Origin of the sequence: Streptomyces sp. NPDC046909 (assembly GCF_040644695.1) — a bacterium.
GTDB lineage: Bacteria > Actinomycetota > Actinomycetes > Streptomycetales > Streptomycetaceae > Streptomyces.
Genome location: NZ_JBEYXC010000010.1, coordinates 1 through 15,637, shown reverse-complemented (window position 1 = coordinate 15,637; position 15,637 = coordinate 1). Strand labels below are relative to the sequence as shown.

Genomic DNA, 15,637 nt, shown 5'->3' with positions numbered 1-15,637 from the left:
TGCTCACGCTCCCGTGGCGACGAGGACGGCGGCGACCACCAGGACGACGGTGCCGGCGAGCAGCGCGCTCACATAGGTCTGCACATTGCCGGTCTGGGCCCGCCGTACGGCCGCGCCCAGCAGCCGCGGCAGGGCGCCGGCGCCGCGTACGTAGGTCTCCACGACCTCGCGGTCGAGGAACCGTACGAGGGCGGCGGCGGCCTGGACCGGTCGGACGAAGAGGGCCGAGTACACGGCGTCGAGGTGAAAGCCGACGGCCGCGTGCCGGTGCAGCGGGCCGAGCAGCAGACGGCCCGGGTCCGCGGGGTCGGGCGCGTAGGCCACGTCCCCGTAGGCGGGCTCGTGGCTGGCGATGGCCTCGGCCTCGACGAGTCCGGCGTCGCCGTCCGGGTGGGCGGCGACCGCGCCCAGCGGGATGCGGGCGGCGAGGGCCGTGGTGTGCCGCCAGGCGGCGTAGGTGACGATGCCGCCGACCAGGGCGACGCCGGTGCCGAGGACGGACGTGGTGAGGGTCGGGGCGAGGTCGTTGCCGTCGAACCAGTCGGGCAGCACGCGGTAGGCGAGTCCGCCGACGGCGAGGGACGGGATCGCGAGGATCCACAGGACCGTGGTCATGGTGAGCGGCTGACGGCCGTGGTCGGGGGCCTCGGCCCCCCGGCCGTGGAAGGCCAGCAGCCACAGGCGGGTCGCGTACGCCGCGGTGAGCAGGGCCGTGAGCAGCCCGGCGACGAGGACGAGCCAGCCCGCCGCGCCGGGGGCGTGCTCGGTGTGGCCGGTGGCGACGTGCTCGGCGGCGCCGAGGACGGACTCCTTGGAGAAGAAGCCGCTGAAGGGCGGGATCGCGGCGAGCGCGAGGAGCGCCACGGTCATCGTCCAGAACGCGTCGGGGACGCGGTCGCGCAGATGGCCCATGCGGGACATCGCGGCCAGCGAGTTGGTGCCGGCGGCGTGGATGATCACGCCCGCCGCGAGGAACAGCAGCGCCTTGAAGGCGCCGTGCGACAGGAGGTGGAAGACGGCGGCACCGCGGTCGCCGACGGCGAGGGCGCCGGTCATGTAGCCGAGCTGCCCGATCGTCGAGTACGCGAGGACGCGCTTGATGTCGTCCTGGGCGAGTGCGGCGAGCGCCGAACCGAGCATCGTGACGCCGGCCATGACGGCGAGGACGACCATCGCGGCCTGCGAAGCCTCGAAGACCGGGAGGAGACGGGCGATGAAGTAGACACCGGCGGCGACCATGGTCGCGGCGTGGATCAGCGCGGAGACGGGCGTGGGGCCCGCCATCGCGTCCGGGAGCCAGGTGTGCAGCGGGAACTGCGCCGACTTGCCGGCCACGCCCGCGAGCAGCAGCAGGGCGATCAGCGTCGGGTGGTCGAGCCCGTCGTGCGCGACGGCGCCGAGGACCTTCGTGATGCGGAAGGAGCCGGCGTCGGTGGCGAGGGCGAACAGGCCGATGAGGAAGGGGACGTCGCCGAGCTTGGTGACCAGGAAGGCCTTGATGGAGGCGGCGCGGGCCTCCGGGGTCTCCCAGTAGTGGCCGACCAGGAAGTACGAGCAGATGCCCATGATCTCCCAGCCGACCAGCAGCACCATCAGGTCGCCGGAGTAGACGACGAGGAGCATGGCGGCGGTGAAGAGGGAGACCAGAGCGGCGTAGGAGGGGTAGCGGGGGTCGTCGCGCAGATAGCCCGTCGAGTAGATCTGCACGCAGGTCGCGACGAGGCCGACGAGTACGGCGACCAGGGCGGCGAAGCCGTCGATGTGCAGGGCGAGTTCGATCGGGACGGAACCGGTGGGTGTGAGCTCGGTGGCCGCGTCGACGGCCTCGTCTCCGCCCTGGCGTACGGCGACCAGGGCGGCCAGTACGAGAGAGGCGAGCGGGGGCAGTACGGCGAGCGGGCGGACGAAGCCGGGGGCGGTGCGGCCCAGGAGCAGGCCGGCGGCCGCGCCCAGGAACGGAAGGAGGGGGACGAGGACGGCGAGGGTGGTCGTGGTCACGCGGTGGCCTCAGCCTTCTCGGCCGCGGGGGCGTCGCCGTCGGAGTCGGGGCCTTCGGGCTCGTGGCCCTCGGCGGTGTCGCGGAGCTTGTCGATGTCCGAGGTGCCGCGGTTGCGGTAGACGGCGAGGACGATCGCCAGGCCGATGCCGATCTCGGCGGCGGCGATGGCGATGGTGAACAGCGTCAGCGCCTGACCGGAGTGCAGGGTCTCCTCGGCGGTCCTGCTGAGCCAGACGTCGAAGGCGACCAGGTTGAGGTTGACGGCGTTGAGCATCAGCTCGACCGACATCAGGACCAGGATCGCGTTGCGGCGGGCGAGGACGCCGTAGAGGCCGGTGCAGAAGAGGAGGGCGGAGAGTACGGCGGGATAGGCGAGGTGCATCAGCGGGCACCTTCCTGCTCGGCCGGGGTGGGACGCGGGGCGGGGGTGCGGGGCTCGGCCTGAGGGCCTGGTTCGACCGGGGTGCCGGGCTCCGCCGAGGCGCTGGGCTCCACACGGGTGCCGGGCCCGGCTGGGGGGCCGGGCTCGATACGGGTGGCGGTTACAGCCTCGGTGGCGGGGTCGGCTGAGGTGTCGGAGTCGATGAGGGTGCCGGGGTCGACGCGGGAGCTGGACTCGCCGCCGGTACCGGATTCACCGCGAGTACCTGACTCAGCACGAGCTCCGGACTCACCACGAGTGCCGGGCTCGGCTGCGGTGCCTGACCCGGTCGGCCCGGTTCGCTCGACCCGTTTGTTTCGCCCGATCGGGTGATTGCGGGAATTCGGGGCGGATGGGGAACTACCGGTCGCGGGCCGGGAGTTCACAGGGGGAGAGCTCGACTCCGACTTCGCCTTGCGGGACAGGACGATCGCGCCGACCAGGGCCGCGAGGAGGAGAACGGAGAGGGCCTCGAAGGGGAGGACCCAGTTCTGGAAGAGGCTCGCTCCGGTGGCCTCCGTCGAGCCGGCGGCGGGGCCGTCCAGGTCGATCCAGGTCGCGCGGAAAGCGTCGACGACGACCCAGACCAGGGCGGCGGCGGAGGCGACGGCGACCGTGAGGGCGGCCCAGCGGTTGCCGGAGTCGGCGTCCGGGGAGCGGCCGATGGGGGCCTTGGTGAGCATCAGACCGAAAAGAAGGAGGACGACCACGGAACCGACGTAGATGAGGACCTGCACCCAGGCGATGAACTCGGCGGTGAGCAGGAGGTACTCGACGGCGAGTCCGCCGAGGGTCACCACCAGCCAGAGCGCGGCGTGCACCAGCTGCCGGGTGGTCACCGTGACGAGCGCGGCGCCGAAGGTGACCAGGCCGACGAGGAGGAAGGCGATCTCGACGCCGGTCGGGGAGAGAAAGCCGTGGGTTTCCGTGGCGGCCATGGTGAGGAAGCCGCGGGTCCCGGTGGCGGCCGGGGTGAGGGGTACGGAAGCGGGGCTCACGCGTCTCCCTCCTGCGGTTCGGCCTGAGTCGCCGCCAGCTTCTCGGCGGTCTTGCGGGCGGCCGCGACCTCCTTCGGCTCCTCGGCGGCGGGGTCGAGGGCGGGCGGGGCCGGGACGGTCCACATCCACTCGCGGAGCTTGTCGCGCTCGTGGGTGAGTTCGCGGATGTCGGTCTCGGCGTACTCGAACTCCGGGGACCAGAACAGGGCGTCGAAAGGACAGACCTCGATGCAGATACCGCAGTACATGCACAGGGAGAAGTCGATGGCGAAGCGGTCGAGGACGTTGCGGCTGCGCTCACGGCCACCGGGGGCGGCGGGCGGGACCGTCTCCTTGTGGGAGTCGATGTAGATGCACCAGTCCGGGCACTCCCGGGCGCACAGCATGCAGACCGTGCAGTTCTCCTCGAACAGGCCGATGACGCCACGGGTGCGGGGCGGGAGGTCGGGCTGGACCTCGGGGTACTGCTCGGTGACCGTCTTCTTCGTCATCGTCCGGAGGGTGACGGCCAGGCCCTTGGCGAGGCCGCTGCCAGGAATGCGGGGCCGGGTGGGCGGGAGAGGCTCAGCCATGGTTACTGGATCACCACCTTGACGATGCCGGTGAGGGCGATCTGGGCGAGGGAAAGGGGGACGAGGAGGGTCCAGGAGAGCTTCTGGAGCTGGTCCTCGCGCAGGCGGGGATAGGTGACGCGGAGCCAGATCACGAGAAAGGCGAGGATCGCGGTCTTCAGCAGGGTCCAGACCCAGCCGAGACCGTCGGCGCCCCACGGGCCGTGCCAGCCGCCCAGGAAGAGGACCGTGGTCAGGCCGCACAGGACGATGATCCCGGCGTACTCGGCGAGGAGGAACAGCGCGAAGCGGAGGCCGGTGTACTCGGTGTACGCGCCGAAGATGATCTCCGAGTCGGCGACGGGCATGTCGAAGGGCGGGCGCTGGAGTTCGGCGAGGCCGGCGATGAAGAAGACGATCGCGCCGACGATCTGCCAGGGCAGCCACCACCACTCGAAGGCGTCGACGATCCCCGGGAGGGAGACCGTGCCGGCCGCCATCGCGACGGAGGCGGCGGTGAGCAGCATCGGGAGTTCGTAGGCGAGGAGCTGGGCGGCGGTGCGGAGGCCGCCGAGGAGGGAGAACTTGTTGGCGCTGGCCCAGCCGGCCATGAGTGAGCCGAGGACGCCGACGCCCATGACGGCCAGGACGAAGAAGACGCCCGCGTCGATGACCTCGCCGACGGCGCCCTCGCTCGGGCCGATGGGGATGGCGAGGAGGACCAGGAGGTAGGGCAGGAGGGCCACGGCAGGGGCGAGTTGGAAGATACGGCGGTCCGCGCCCGCGGGTACGACGTCTTCCTTCTGCGCGAACTTCACGCCGTCCGCGACGAGTTGGGCCCAGCCGTGGAAGCCGCCGGCGTACATGGGGCCGAGGCGGCCCTGCATGTGAGCCATGACCTTGTGTTCGGTCTGGCCGACGATCAGGGGGAAGGTGAGGAAGACGACGAAGACGATCAGGAGTCGCAGGGCGACGTCGAGAGCGTCGTTCACTGCGGGCCTCCTGCGGGGTTTTCGGGAGCTTCGGGTTTTCCGGGGTGCTCAGGCTTTCGGGCGGCTCCCGGGGGTTCTTCGGGGACCGTGGTGGAGTCGTCGTCGGACCGGGACTCCGATTCCGGCTGCGGCTGCGGCTGCGGCTGCGGCTGCGGCTGCGGCTGCGGCTGCGGCTGCGGCTGCGGCTGCGGCTCAGACTCCGAGGTCGGACCGGGCTCTGTGGGCGGCACCGGGTCCGGGGTCGGCTTGGCTTCGGGTTCTGGCTCGGGCTCGGGCTCGGGTTCGTCGAAGGCCGGGCGGGCGTGATGCCACGGGGCGTCCGCACTGCGCGTACGGGACGGGGTGGGCGGGGTGTCGGGAGCCGACGGGGGCGAGCTGGTCTCCGACGGGGAGGCCTCGGCGTCGGTGGTCGACGGCGACGGCGCGTCGGGAGCCGCGGCCGTCTGGCTTGCTGAGCCTTCCGCGGCTGTACGGGCACGACGGGGTCCCGCGGCCGGTGCCTCGGGCGTACCTGGCGTCGCTGGCGTCGCCGCCTGGCTGGCTGAACCTTCCGCCGCTGTACGGGCACGGCGCGGCCCGGCGGACGGTGTTCCCGAAGGCGAGGGAGCCTCCGACTGGCTGGCCGAGCCCTCCGCCGCCGTACGCGCACGGCGCGGCCCCGCAGCCGGCGCACCGGACCCACCCGGCGTGCTCGGCGTACCCGGCGTGCTCGGGGTCTCCGTCTGGCTCGCTGAGCCCTCCGCTGTTGTGCGGGTGCGGCGCAGGGGGCGTTCGGTTGTTGGGCGGGGGCCTGTTGTGCGGGTGGGGCGGGCTGGGGGTGGGGGGAGTTGGCCCTTCAGGGGGCCCCATTCGTTGGGGTCGGGGACGCCTGGGGGGAGCATTTGGCGGCGCTTGGGGCCGCCGTGGTCGGACTCGCCCGGTTCCTTGGCGCCGGGCCAGGCCTTGGCGACCCGGGCCGCGAGGACGAAGTCCTTGCGGAGGGGGTGGCCCTCGAAGTTCTCGGGGAGGAGGAGGTGGTTCAGGGCGGGGTGGCCCTCGAAGTCGACGCCGAACATTTCGTGCGTCTCGCGTTCGTGCCAGGCGGCGCCCGCGAACACGTCGACGGCGCTGGGGAGGGTCGGGGACTCGTGCGGGACGGTCGTGCGCAGGAGCAGGCGGCGGATGGGGGGAGGCGAGAGCGCGACTACGTGCGCGGCTACGCGGAAGCCTGTGCCCGGTTCGTCGACGGCGCTCAGCCAGTCGAAGTAGGTGCAGCCGAGCTCGTCGCGGGCCGTTGAGAGTGCGGTGAGCCAGGACGTCGGTGGGACGTCCACGGTCAGGACCTCGTAGGACTCCTCGGCCGTGGCCTCCGTGCCGAAGAGTTCCTCGGCGGGGGCGGGCAGCCAGCCGGCCTCGGTCATCGTTCCTCCCCGGGGGCCGAGGTGGGGTCCGTGTCCGGAGCGGGGCCGTTGGCCGTACCCGTACCCGTACCCGTACCCGTACCCGTACCTGCGTCCGGCGTGCCCGGCGCCGAACCTGTCACCGAACCCGAACCCGAACCCGATCCCGTCGCCGTCGGACCTGTCTCCGGGGCCTTCACCAGTCCGCTCTGCAGCGCCCCGACCGAAGCGCGCGGTGCGGTCACGCCGTACCGCTCCCCCAGTGACTCCCGAGCGATCTTCTCCTGGAGTTTGAGGATGCCCTGGAGGAGCGCCTCGGGGCGGGGCGGGCAGCCGGGGACGTAGACGTCGACCGGGATGATCTGGTCGACGCCCTTGGTGACGGAGTAGGAGTCCCAGTAGGGGCCGCCGCAGTTGGAGCAGGCGCCGAAGGAGATGACGTACTTCGGTTCCGGCATCTGTTCGTAGAGGCGCTTCACGGCGGGGGCCATCTTGTCCGTGACGGTGCCCGAGACCACCATCAGGTCGGCCTGGCGGGGCCCGGGTGCGAAGGGGATGACGCCGAGGCGGATGAAGTCGTGGCGGGCCATGGACGCGGCGATGAACTCGATCGCGCAGCAGGCGAGGCCGAAGTTGAAGACCCAGAGGGAGTAGCGGCGGCCCCAGTTGAGGACCACCTTCATCGGCTCGGGGGCGAGGCGGGCGAGGGCGCCCAGGCGCTTCGGCTCCGGGAGCAGGACGGGCTCCGGCGAGGTCACTGAGGGGGTCACTCCCGACGTCGCTTCTGGCGTCGCTTCTGGCGTCACGCCCATGTCAGGACGCCCTTCTTGTATGCGTACAGCAGGCCCACGGCCAGGAAGCCGAGGAAGATGAACATCTCGACGAGGGTGGTGGCGCCGTAGCCGGGGGCGGCGAAGACCGTGGCCCAGGGGAACAGGAAGATCGAGTCGACGGCGAAGATGACGTAGAGGAAGGCGTAGACGTAGTAGCGGACCTGGGTGTGGGCCCAGCCCTCGCCGACGGGGTCGACGCCGCACTCGTACGTCAGGAGCTTCTCGGGGGTCGGGACGACGGGGCGCAGCAGGCGGCCCGCGCCGAAGGCGACGGCGACGAACAGCACGCCGACGACGGCGAGCAGTCCGACGACCGAGTACGACTGGAAGTAGTCCGCCGCTACGACGACGGTCGACCCGACGGTCGGATCCGGCACGTCCGTCCCCTCGCTCCCTGTCCGAGTCCCCATGAACAACATCCGCATGAACACCATCCGTGTCTCTTGGACACGGCTGTTCGACGATCTGTACGCACGGGAGTCTAGGGCCTGCTAAAGAGACCGTAAGCAGCCCGTCACGGCTTGAGATCGGCTTGAGATGCCGAGGTGGGGTTTTCCCCAGGGCAGCGCGGCGGTCCGCCTCATGGCGTCGGGGCGCGCCGCGCGGCACGCTAGCCCATATGACCGAACGCCTCAGAGATTCCCGCCCGGCCGAGAGGCAGGCCGAGAACGTATCGCCGCTTCCGCCCGTCCGCTTCGCCTATGACGCGCACACCTGGAAGGAGATCGCGCATCTCCTGTTGAACTTCCCGGTGGCGTTGTTCGGGTTCATCTATGTGGTGACGGTGCTGTTCACCGGTGCCTGGCTGACGGTGACGGTGATCGGGTTCCCGTTGCTGGCGGCCGGGCTGATGGGGGCGCGGAGGCTGGGTGCGCTGGAGCGGCGGCGGGCGCGGGCGCTGCTCGGGGTGCGGATCGACGAGCCGAGCCCGTTGCCGCTGCGGACCAAGAACTCGGGCTTCTTCCAGCAGCTGTGGATGATGCTGAAGGACCCGGTGGGCTGGCGGACGATCCTGTACGACTTCATCCGGCTGCCCTGGGGCATCCTGACCTTCACCATCACGCTGACCTCGTTGTTCGTGCTGTGGCCGGTGCTGCCGTACATCGCGCGGGGGCTGACCAACGCCGACCGGGCGATGGTGCGCGGGCTGCTGTCGCCCTCCGATGAGCTGGAGCGCCGTATCGCCGAACTCGAGTCCGACCGGGGGGTCGTGGTCGACACGGCCGCGGCCGACCTGCGGCGGATCGAGCGGGATCTGCACGACGGGGCGCAGGCCCGGCTGGTCAACCTCGCCATGGGGCTCGGCCTGGCGAAGGAGAAGCTCCTTGAGGACCCGGAGTACGCGCAGGCGATGGTCGAGGAGGCGCACGGCGAGGTGAAGCTGGCGTTGCAGGAGCTGCGGGATCTGGCACGCGGCATCCATCCCGCCGTACTCACCGACCGCGGGCTCGACGCCGCGCTGTCCTCGGTCGCCTCGCGCTGCACGGTGCCGGTGAAGGTGACGGCGGACCTGGACGCCCGGCCGGCCGCGGCCATCGAGGGCATCGCCTACTTCACCGTCTCCGAGCTGCTGCAGAACGTCAGCAAGCACAGTGGGGCGCGGTCGGCGTCCGTCGATGTGTGGCGGACCGAGGAGCGGTTGCTCATCCAGGTCTGGGACGACGGCCGCGGGGGTGCGCGCCTCGACGGTGGCACCGGGATGCGGGGGCTCGCGGAGCGGCTCGACGCCGTGGACGGGTTGTTCGTCATCGATTCGCCGCAGGGCGGGCCTACGACGGTGACGGCGGAGTTGCCCTGGCGGGACCGGTCGTTCGACGGCGGGCATCGGTGACGGTCAGCGGTGCCGGCCAGTGGTGACCGCCGTTGTGGCGGTCGGCGGTGAGCGGCTTCGGTGACGGTCGGCGTCGGTGGTGCGGTCGTAGGTAGGGAAAACCCCCCTTCCAAGACGCCGACGGACTCCATGGCTCGTGGACCTGCGGCCGAGCAGGGTGGAGGTACGACAGCGACATCACGCTCCGGACACCCCAGGCGCGGGACGAGAGAAGGACGAACGCCGATGGCCACGGACTACGGACAGAGCTACGGGTTCCTCGACGAGGCGCCGCGGCGGCGCCGGCTGCCCGCGGGGCTGCGGGCGCCGTTCGAGGGGCGCACCTGGCGGGAGTTCGGATATGTGCTGCTCAGCCTGCCGATCAGCATCGTGCTGTTCACGTACGCCGTCACGATGGTGGCGATCGGCGCCGGGCTGCTGGTGACCTTCCTCGGGATCCCGGTGCTGGCGGCGGGGCTCGCCGGGTGCCGGGGGTTCGGCGCGATGGAGCGGGTGCGGGCGCGGGGGCTGCTGCGGCTGGAGGTCGCCGATCCTGAGCCGCTGCGGATGCGCGGCAGCGGGTTCCTCGCCTGGATGGGGGCCGTGCTCAAGAGCGGCACCTCCTGGCGGACGCTGCTGTACTCCGTGATCCATCTGCCGTGGGCGGTGTTCTCGTTCGTGGTCGCCGTGAGCTTCTGGGCGTACGGGTGGGCGCTGCTGACATATCCGCTGTGGTTCTGGCTCTTCCCGATGTACGGCGGGCAGGACGGGCTTCAGCTGTACGGCGACGGGACTCATCGGATCTATCTCGACAACCCCTTCGAGATCGGGGTCACCGCGCTGGTCGGGCTGCTGTTCACGCTGGCCACGCCGTGGATCGTGCGGGCGCTGACGATGGTGGACCGGGTCATGGTGCACGGGCTGCTCGGGCCGTCGCGGCTGGCCACGCGGGTGGTGGAGCTGGAGTCGGACCGGGGGGTCGTCGTCGATACGGCGGCCTCCGATCTGCGGCGGATCGAGCGGGATCTGCATGACGGGGCGCAGGCTCGGCTCGTGGCGTTGGCCATGGATCTGGGGCTGGCGAAGGAGAAGCTCGCGGAGGATCCGGAGGCGGCGGCCCGGATGGTGGACGAGGCGCACGGTGAGGTGAAGACGGCGCTTCAGGAGCTGCGGGATCTGGCGCGGGGGATTCATCCCGCGGTGCTGACGGATCGGGGGCTGGATGCGGCGCTGTCCGCCGTGGCCTCGCGGTGCACTGTGCCGGTGCAGGTGGAGGTGGATCTGGTGGAACGGCCGGCGCCTGCGATCGAGGGGATCGCGTATTTCACGGTGTCCGAGCTGTTGCAGAACATCAGTAAGCATGCGCGGGCCACGTGGGCGGCGGTGGATGTGTGGCGGGTGGAGAACCGGCTGATGTTGCAGGTGGTGGACAACGGGGTGGGTGGGGCTTCGACGGCTGCGGGGTCCGGGTTGGCGGGGCTGGCGGAGCGGTTGGACGCGGTGGACGGGATATTGGTGGTGGATTCGCCGGTGGGGGGGCCTACGCGGGTTACTGCGGAGTTGCCTTGGCGGGGGGAGCGGGCGTTGGGGTGAGGGGGTGCGGCCGGTGGGCGGCGGGGCTGTTTTCGCCCCCGCCGCCCCTACCCGTCCCATCCTCCAGGGGCTGCCGCCCCTTCGACCCCGCGTCCCTGGGGGCTGCGCCCCCAGACCCCGCCTTTTCGGCCCTTAAAGGGCCTCGTCCTCAAACGCCGGACGGGCTGAAATACCTGGACCGGCATCGACAAACTCAGCCCCGCCCCCCTACTCCCCCGCCACCCTCAACACCACCTTCCCCCTGTTCCGCCCCTCCCCCAGCAGTCGATGTGCCTCCGCCGCCTCCCCCAGTTCGTACTCCTCCGTGATGTCGATCCGTACGTCGCCGGAGGCCGCCAGGGACAGGGCGCTGAGGGCGTGGTGGCGGAGGGTTTCGGGGGTGCGGCGGGAGAGGTCGCCGATGTTGTAGCCGGTGAGGGTGCGGTTGTTTTTCCAGAGGGGGAGGATCGGGAGGGTGAGGTCGGGATGGCGGGCTGCCTCGCCGTAGACCGCGATCCTGCCGAATGGGGCCAGGACGTCGAGGCTGGCCAGGCGGGTGGGGCCGCCTATCGGGTCGAGGACGATGTCCACGCCTCGGCCTGCGGTGGCCGCGAGGATCGACTCCGGGAAGGTCTCGCGGACGTGGACGTCGTCGTAGCCGAAGGTGTCGCGGGCGTAGGCCGCCTTCTGCGGCGTGCTTGCCGTGCCGTACACCGCACTCGCCCCCAGCGCTCTGGCCAGCTGGGCCGCCGCCCCGCCCACCCCGCCCGCCGCCGCGTGGATCAGTACCGTGTCGCCCCGCGCGATGCGCGCCGCCCCCGCCAGGACGCCGTATGCCGTGGTCAGGACCAGGGCCGCGCCTCCGCCGGTGCGCAGGTCCACCGTGTCGGGGAGGGGGAAGGCGAAGGCGGCCGGTACGACGGCGTACTCGGCGTAGCCGCCGCCGTCGGGGAGGTAGGCGGTGACACGGTCGCCGACGGATACGCCGGTCACGCCCTCGCCGAGCTCCGCCACGTGGCCCGCCGCTTCCAGGCCCGTCACCGTGTCGCCCGTCGGTGAGCCGAAGTCGCCGAGGCGGTGCTGGACCTCGCCGTAGTTGACGCCCGCGTAGGCGACGCGGATCAGGAGCTCGCCGGGGCCGGGGGTCGGGGTGGGGAGGTCCGCGAGGTGCAGTACCTCCGGTCCGCCGGTCTCCTTGAATGTGATCGCCCTCATGGGCCTTCCCCCTCGATGGTCGGAATCGTCCGGTGTTCGGGATCGTCCCTCGTCGTCCCTCGTCGTCCTTCGCGAACGACTGATGATCGACAACCGGCCTTGTGAGAGGCCGGAACCCGCCGTGCCGTGCGCGTATTCCCGTGGATTCGGGTCGATTCCCGTTGCTCCGGCGCACCCGGATGCGAATGCTGGAATGCTGGACTTTGCCCGCCGGGGAGGCGGGCGCGGAGTCGGGGCTGTGGGGGGCCGAGGATCGTGGAGGACAGGGTGCGGGTGGTCATCGCCGAGGATTCGGTTCTGCTCAGGGAGGGGCTGACCCGGCTGCTGACCGACCGCGGGCACGACGTCGTCGCGGGGGTCGGCGACGGGGAGGCGCTCATCAAGACGATCACCGAGCTGGACGCCCAGGGTGAGCTGCCCGATGTCGTCGTCGCCGATGTGCGGATGCCTCCCACCCATACCGACGAAGGGGTCCGGGCCGCCGTACAGCTTCGGAAGGCGCATCCGGGGCTGGGGGTCCTCGTGCTGTCGCAGTACGTGGAGGAGCGGTATGCGACGGAACTGCTCGCCGGGTCCAGTCGCGGGGTCGGCTATCTGCTCAAGGACCGGGTAGCCGAGGTGCGTGAGTTCGTGGATGCCGTGGTGCGGGTCGCCGGAGGGGGTACGGCGCTGGACCCCGAGGTCGTCGCGCAGTTGCTCGGGCGCAGCCGGAAGCAGGACGTGCTCGCGGGACTCACCCCGCGGGAGCGGGAGGTTCTGGGGCTGATGGCCGAGGGGCGGACGAACTCGGCGATCGCGCGGCAGTTGGTGGTCAGTGACGGTGCCGTCGAGAAGCACGTCAGCAATATCTTTCTGAAGCTCGGGCTGTCCCCGAGTGACGGGGATCACCGTCGCGTTCTCGCGGTCCTCACCTATCTGAACTCCTGACGGACTGACACCGTGTCAGCCGTATGGGTGCACCGCTCGACGAGCGGGGCGCGAGTGCGGCGAGAGATCAACGATCGAACCTAGAACCGAACGCCAGCGGGGAGCGTCTTGTAGGGAAGCGCCGGGGGGCGAGTAAATCATGACAAGTCAGGGCGACGGGCCGTCTCAAAATGGTGTCCATCATGCGATTGGCCACAGGAAGGCGACCCTTACGGACGTAGGGTTGATCCTGGGTGGGCCTGCGGGAAGGCCTGTCCCGGACAGCCGCCTCGAGGGAGGTCCAGTTCAGTGACCAGCCAGGTCAGTAGCCCAGCGGAGCAGGCCGACGAAGCCGTCGTGGGAGAGCAGCGCAAACCGGCAGGGGCGAAGGACGTCCGCCGCCTCGACCGGGTGATCATCCGCTTCGCGGGGGACTCCGGTGACGGTATGCAGCTCACCGGGGACCGCTTCACCTCCGAGACGGCCTCCTTCGGAAACGATCTGTCCACTCTCCCCAATTTCCCCGCCGAGATCCGGGCGCCTGCCGGAACCCTGCCGGGCGTCTCCTCCTTCCAGCTGCACTTCGCCGACCACGACATCCTGACCCCGGGCGACGCCCCGAACGTGCTGGTCGCGATGAACCCGGCCGCCCTGAAGGCGAACATCGCCGATCTGCCGCGCGGCGCGGAGATCATCGTCAACACGGACGAGTTCACCAAGCGGGCGATGCAGAAAGTGGGGTACGCGGCCTCGCCGCTGGAGGACGGCTCCCTCGACGGGTACAGCCTCCATCCGGTGCCGCTGACCACGCTGACCGTCGAGGCCCTCAAGGAATTCGACCTCAGTCGCAAAGAGGCCGAGCGCAGCAAGAACATGTTCGCGCTCGGCCTCTTGTCATGGATGTACCACCGGCCGACCGAGGGCACCGAGAAGTTCCTGACCACCAAGTTCGCCAAGAAGCCGGAGATCGCGGCCGCGAACATCGCCGCGTTCCGGGCGGGCTGGAACTTCGGCGAGACGACCGAGGACTTCGCGGTCTCCTACGAGGTCGCGCCGGCCGCCCAGGCCTTCCCGACCGGCACCTACCGCAACATCTCCGGGAACCTCGCCCTGTCCTACGGGCTGGTCACCGCGTCTCGCCAGGCGGACCTGCCGCTGTTCCTGGGCTCGTACCCGATCACCCCCGCCTCGGACATCCTGCACGAGCTGAGCAAGCACAAGAACTTCGGTGTGCGGACCTTCCAGGCGGAGGACGAGATCGCGGGCATCGGCGCGGCGCTGGGCGCGGCGTTCGGCGGCAGCCTCGCGGTGACGACGACGTCGGGCCCCGGCGTGGCGCTGAAGTCGGAGACCATCGGCCTCGCGGTCTCCCTCGAACTGCCGCTGCTGGTGATCGACATCCAGCGCGGTGGCCCGTCCACCGGTCTGCCGACCAAGACGGAGCAGGCGGATCTGCTCCAGGCGATGTTCGGCCGCAACGGCGAGGCGCCGGTGCCGATCGTCGCCCCGTGCACCCCGGCGGACTGCTTCGACGCGGCGCTGGAGGCGGCCCGCATCGCGCTGAAGTACCGCACGCCGGTGATGCTGCTGTCGGACGGCTACCTGGCCAACGGCAGCGAGCCCTGGCGGATCCCGGAGATCGACGAACTCCCGGACCTGACCGTGCAGTTCACCCAGGGCCCGAACCACACCCTGGAGGACGGCACCGAGGTCTTCTGGCCGTACAAGCGCGACCCCCAGACCCTCGCCCGCCCGTGGGCGATCCCGGGCACGCCGGGCCTGGAGCACCGCATCGGCGGCATCGAGAAGCAGGACGGCACGGGCAACATCTCCTACGACCCCGCCAACCACGACTTCATGGTCCGTACCCGCCAGGCGAAGATCGACGGCATCGACGTCCCCGACCTGGAGATCGACGACCCGCACGGCGCGAGCACGCTGGTACTGGGCTGGGGCTCGACCTACGGCCCGATCACCGCGGCGGTACGACGGCTGCGGTCGGCCGGGGAGTCCATCGCGCAGGCCCATCTGCGCCACCTCAACCCCTTCCCGCGCAATCTCGGCACGGTGTTGAAGCGTTACGACCGTGTCGTGATCCCCGAGATGAACCTCGGTCAGCTCGCCACGCTGATCCGGGCGAAGTACCTGGTCGACGCCCACTCGTACAACCAGGTGAACGGCATGCCGTTCAAGGCTGAGCAGCTCGCCACGGCTCTCAAGGAGGCCATCGATGGCTGAGACGTCCACGGAAGGCACGGGCACGATCGAGGCGCTTTCCCTCGTCCCCAAGGCCGAGGGCCGGCAGTCCATGAAGGACTTCAAGTCGGACCAGGAGGTCCGCTGGTGCCCGGGTTGCGGTGACTACGCGATCCTCGCGGCGGTACAGGGCTTCATGCCGGAACTGGGCCTGGCCAAGGAGAACATCGTCTTCGTCTCGGGCATCGGCTGCTCGTCGCGGTTCCCGTACTACATGAACACGTACGGCATGCACTCCATCCACGGCCGCGCGCCGGCGATCGCGACGGGCCTGGCCACGTCACGCCGGGACTTGAGCGTGTGGGTGGTCACGGGCGACGGGGACGCGTTGTCGATCGGCGGCAACCACCTGATCCACGCCCTGCGCCGCAACGTGAACCTGAAGATCTTGCTGTTCAACAACAGGATCTACGGCCTGACAAAGGGCCAGTACAGCCCCACTTCGGAGGTCGGCAAGATCACGAAGTCGACGCCGATGGGCTCCCTGGACGCCCCCTTCAACCCGGTGTCCCTGGCGATCGGCGCGGAGGCATCCTTCGTGGCGCGGACGGTGGACTCCGACCGCAAGCACCTGACGGAGGTGCTGCGTCAGGCGGCCGCGCATCCGGGTACGGCGCTGGTGGAGATCTACCAGAACTGCAACATCTTCAACGACGGCGCCTTCGAGGCCCTGAAGGACAAGCAGCAGGCGGAGGAGGCGGTGAT

At 70.5% G+C, this 15,637-nt stretch carries 13 protein-coding genes and 1 pseudogene; 5 read left to right on the top strand and 9 right to left on the bottom strand.

Annotated features, from left to right (window positions below; translation table 11 throughout):
- Positions 1–3 precede the first annotated feature (3 nt).
- The 8 genes and pseudogenes from ABZ928_RS30520 to ABZ928_RS30485 all read right to left on the bottom strand — a co-directional run bounded on the left by ABZ928_RS30520 (position 4) and on the right by ABZ928_RS30485 (position 7,583).
- A complete protein-coding gene (locus ABZ928_RS30520) occupies positions 4–1,998 on the bottom strand; it encodes an NADH-quinone oxidoreductase subunit L (RefSeq protein WP_361525912.1) in 1,995 nt (664 codons plus the stop codon).
- Complete coding sequence (gene nuoK, locus ABZ928_RS30515; RefSeq protein WP_361525909.1) at positions 1,995–2,381, bottom strand: NADH-quinone oxidoreductase subunit NuoK; 387 nt, start codon at positions 2,379–2,381, stop codon at positions 1,995–1,997. The genes ABZ928_RS30520 and nuoK overlap by 4 nt, the downstream gene beginning before the upstream one ends.
- Before the next feature lie 356 nt (positions 2,382–2,737).
- Positions 2,738–3,358 (bottom strand): annotated as a pseudogene (locus tag ABZ928_RS30510) (NADH-quinone oxidoreductase subunit J); the annotation flags it as partial.
- Between the two features lie 56 nt (positions 3,359–3,414).
- Positions 3,415–3,990 (bottom strand): NADH-quinone oxidoreductase subunit I, encoded by a 576-nt coding sequence (locus ABZ928_RS30505; protein ID WP_361525906.1) that lies wholly within the window; start codon positions 3,988–3,990, stop codon positions 3,415–3,417.
- Between the two features lie 2 nt (positions 3,991–3,992).
- A complete protein-coding gene (locus ABZ928_RS30500) occupies positions 3,993–4,961 on the bottom strand; it encodes a complex I subunit 1 family protein (protein ID WP_361525903.1) in 969 nt (322 codons plus the stop codon).
- Positions 4,958–6,361, bottom strand: a complete 1,404-nt coding sequence (locus ABZ928_RS30495) for an NADH-quinone oxidoreductase subunit C (RefSeq protein ID WP_361525900.1) — start codon at positions 6,359–6,361, stop codon at positions 4,958–4,960. The genes ABZ928_RS30500 and ABZ928_RS30495 overlap by 4 nt, the downstream gene beginning before the upstream one ends.
- Positions 6,358–7,152: an NADH-quinone oxidoreductase subunit B family protein gene (locus ABZ928_RS30490; RefSeq protein ID WP_361525897.1), complete on the bottom strand. Its 795-nt coding sequence runs from the start codon at positions 7,150–7,152 to the stop codon at positions 6,358–6,360. Before ABZ928_RS30490 ends, ABZ928_RS30495 begins: the two co-directional genes overlap by 4 nt.
- Positions 7,143–7,583: an NADH-quinone oxidoreductase subunit A gene (locus tag ABZ928_RS30485; RefSeq protein WP_361525894.1), complete on the bottom strand. Its 441-nt coding sequence runs from the start codon at positions 7,581–7,583 to the stop codon at positions 7,143–7,145. Before ABZ928_RS30485 ends, ABZ928_RS30490 begins: the two co-directional genes overlap by 10 nt.
- 209 nt (positions 7,584–7,792) lie before the next feature.
- Here ABZ928_RS30485 and ABZ928_RS30480 point away from each other — a divergent pair, with 209 nt between their 5' ends.
- Together ABZ928_RS30480 and ABZ928_RS30475 are read left to right on the top strand one after the other, a co-directional pair.
- On the top strand, positions 7,793–9,004 hold the full coding sequence (locus ABZ928_RS30480; protein ID WP_361525891.1) for a sensor domain-containing protein: 1,212 nt from the start codon (positions 7,793–7,795) through the stop codon (positions 9,002–9,004).
- A 225-nt stretch (positions 9,005–9,229) separates the two neighbouring features.
- Positions 9,230–10,576, top strand: coding sequence for a sensor histidine kinase (locus ABZ928_RS30475; RefSeq protein WP_361525889.1), 1,347 nt, complete (start codon positions 9,230–9,232; stop codon positions 10,574–10,576).
- Between the two features lie 207 nt (positions 10,577–10,783).
- Here ABZ928_RS30475 and ABZ928_RS30470 read toward each other — a convergent pair whose 3' ends face one another.
- Positions 10,784–11,770: a zinc-binding dehydrogenase gene (locus tag ABZ928_RS30470; protein WP_361525886.1), complete on the bottom strand. Its 987-nt coding sequence runs from the start codon at positions 11,768–11,770 to the stop codon at positions 10,784–10,786.
- A gap of 267 nt (positions 11,771–12,037) precedes the next feature.
- Between ABZ928_RS30470 and ABZ928_RS30465 the strand changes: the two genes are divergently transcribed.
- The 3 genes from ABZ928_RS30465 to ABZ928_RS30455 form a co-directional block, all read left to right on the top strand.
- Positions 12,038–12,697, top strand: coding sequence for a response regulator transcription factor (locus ABZ928_RS30465; protein ID WP_356443006.1), 660 nt, complete (start codon positions 12,038–12,040; stop codon positions 12,695–12,697).
- 288 nt (positions 12,698–12,985) lie between these two features.
- Complete coding sequence (locus ABZ928_RS30460) at positions 12,986–14,914, top strand: 2-oxoacid:acceptor oxidoreductase subunit alpha (RefSeq protein ID WP_361525883.1); 1,929 nt, start codon at positions 12,986–12,988, stop codon at positions 14,912–14,914.
- Positions 14,907–15,637, top strand: a 731-nt coding sequence (locus tag ABZ928_RS30455; protein ID WP_361525880.1) for a 2-oxoacid:ferredoxin oxidoreductase subunit beta, incomplete at its 3' end; no start/stop codon positions are given. The genes ABZ928_RS30460 and ABZ928_RS30455, both read left to right, overlap by 8 nt.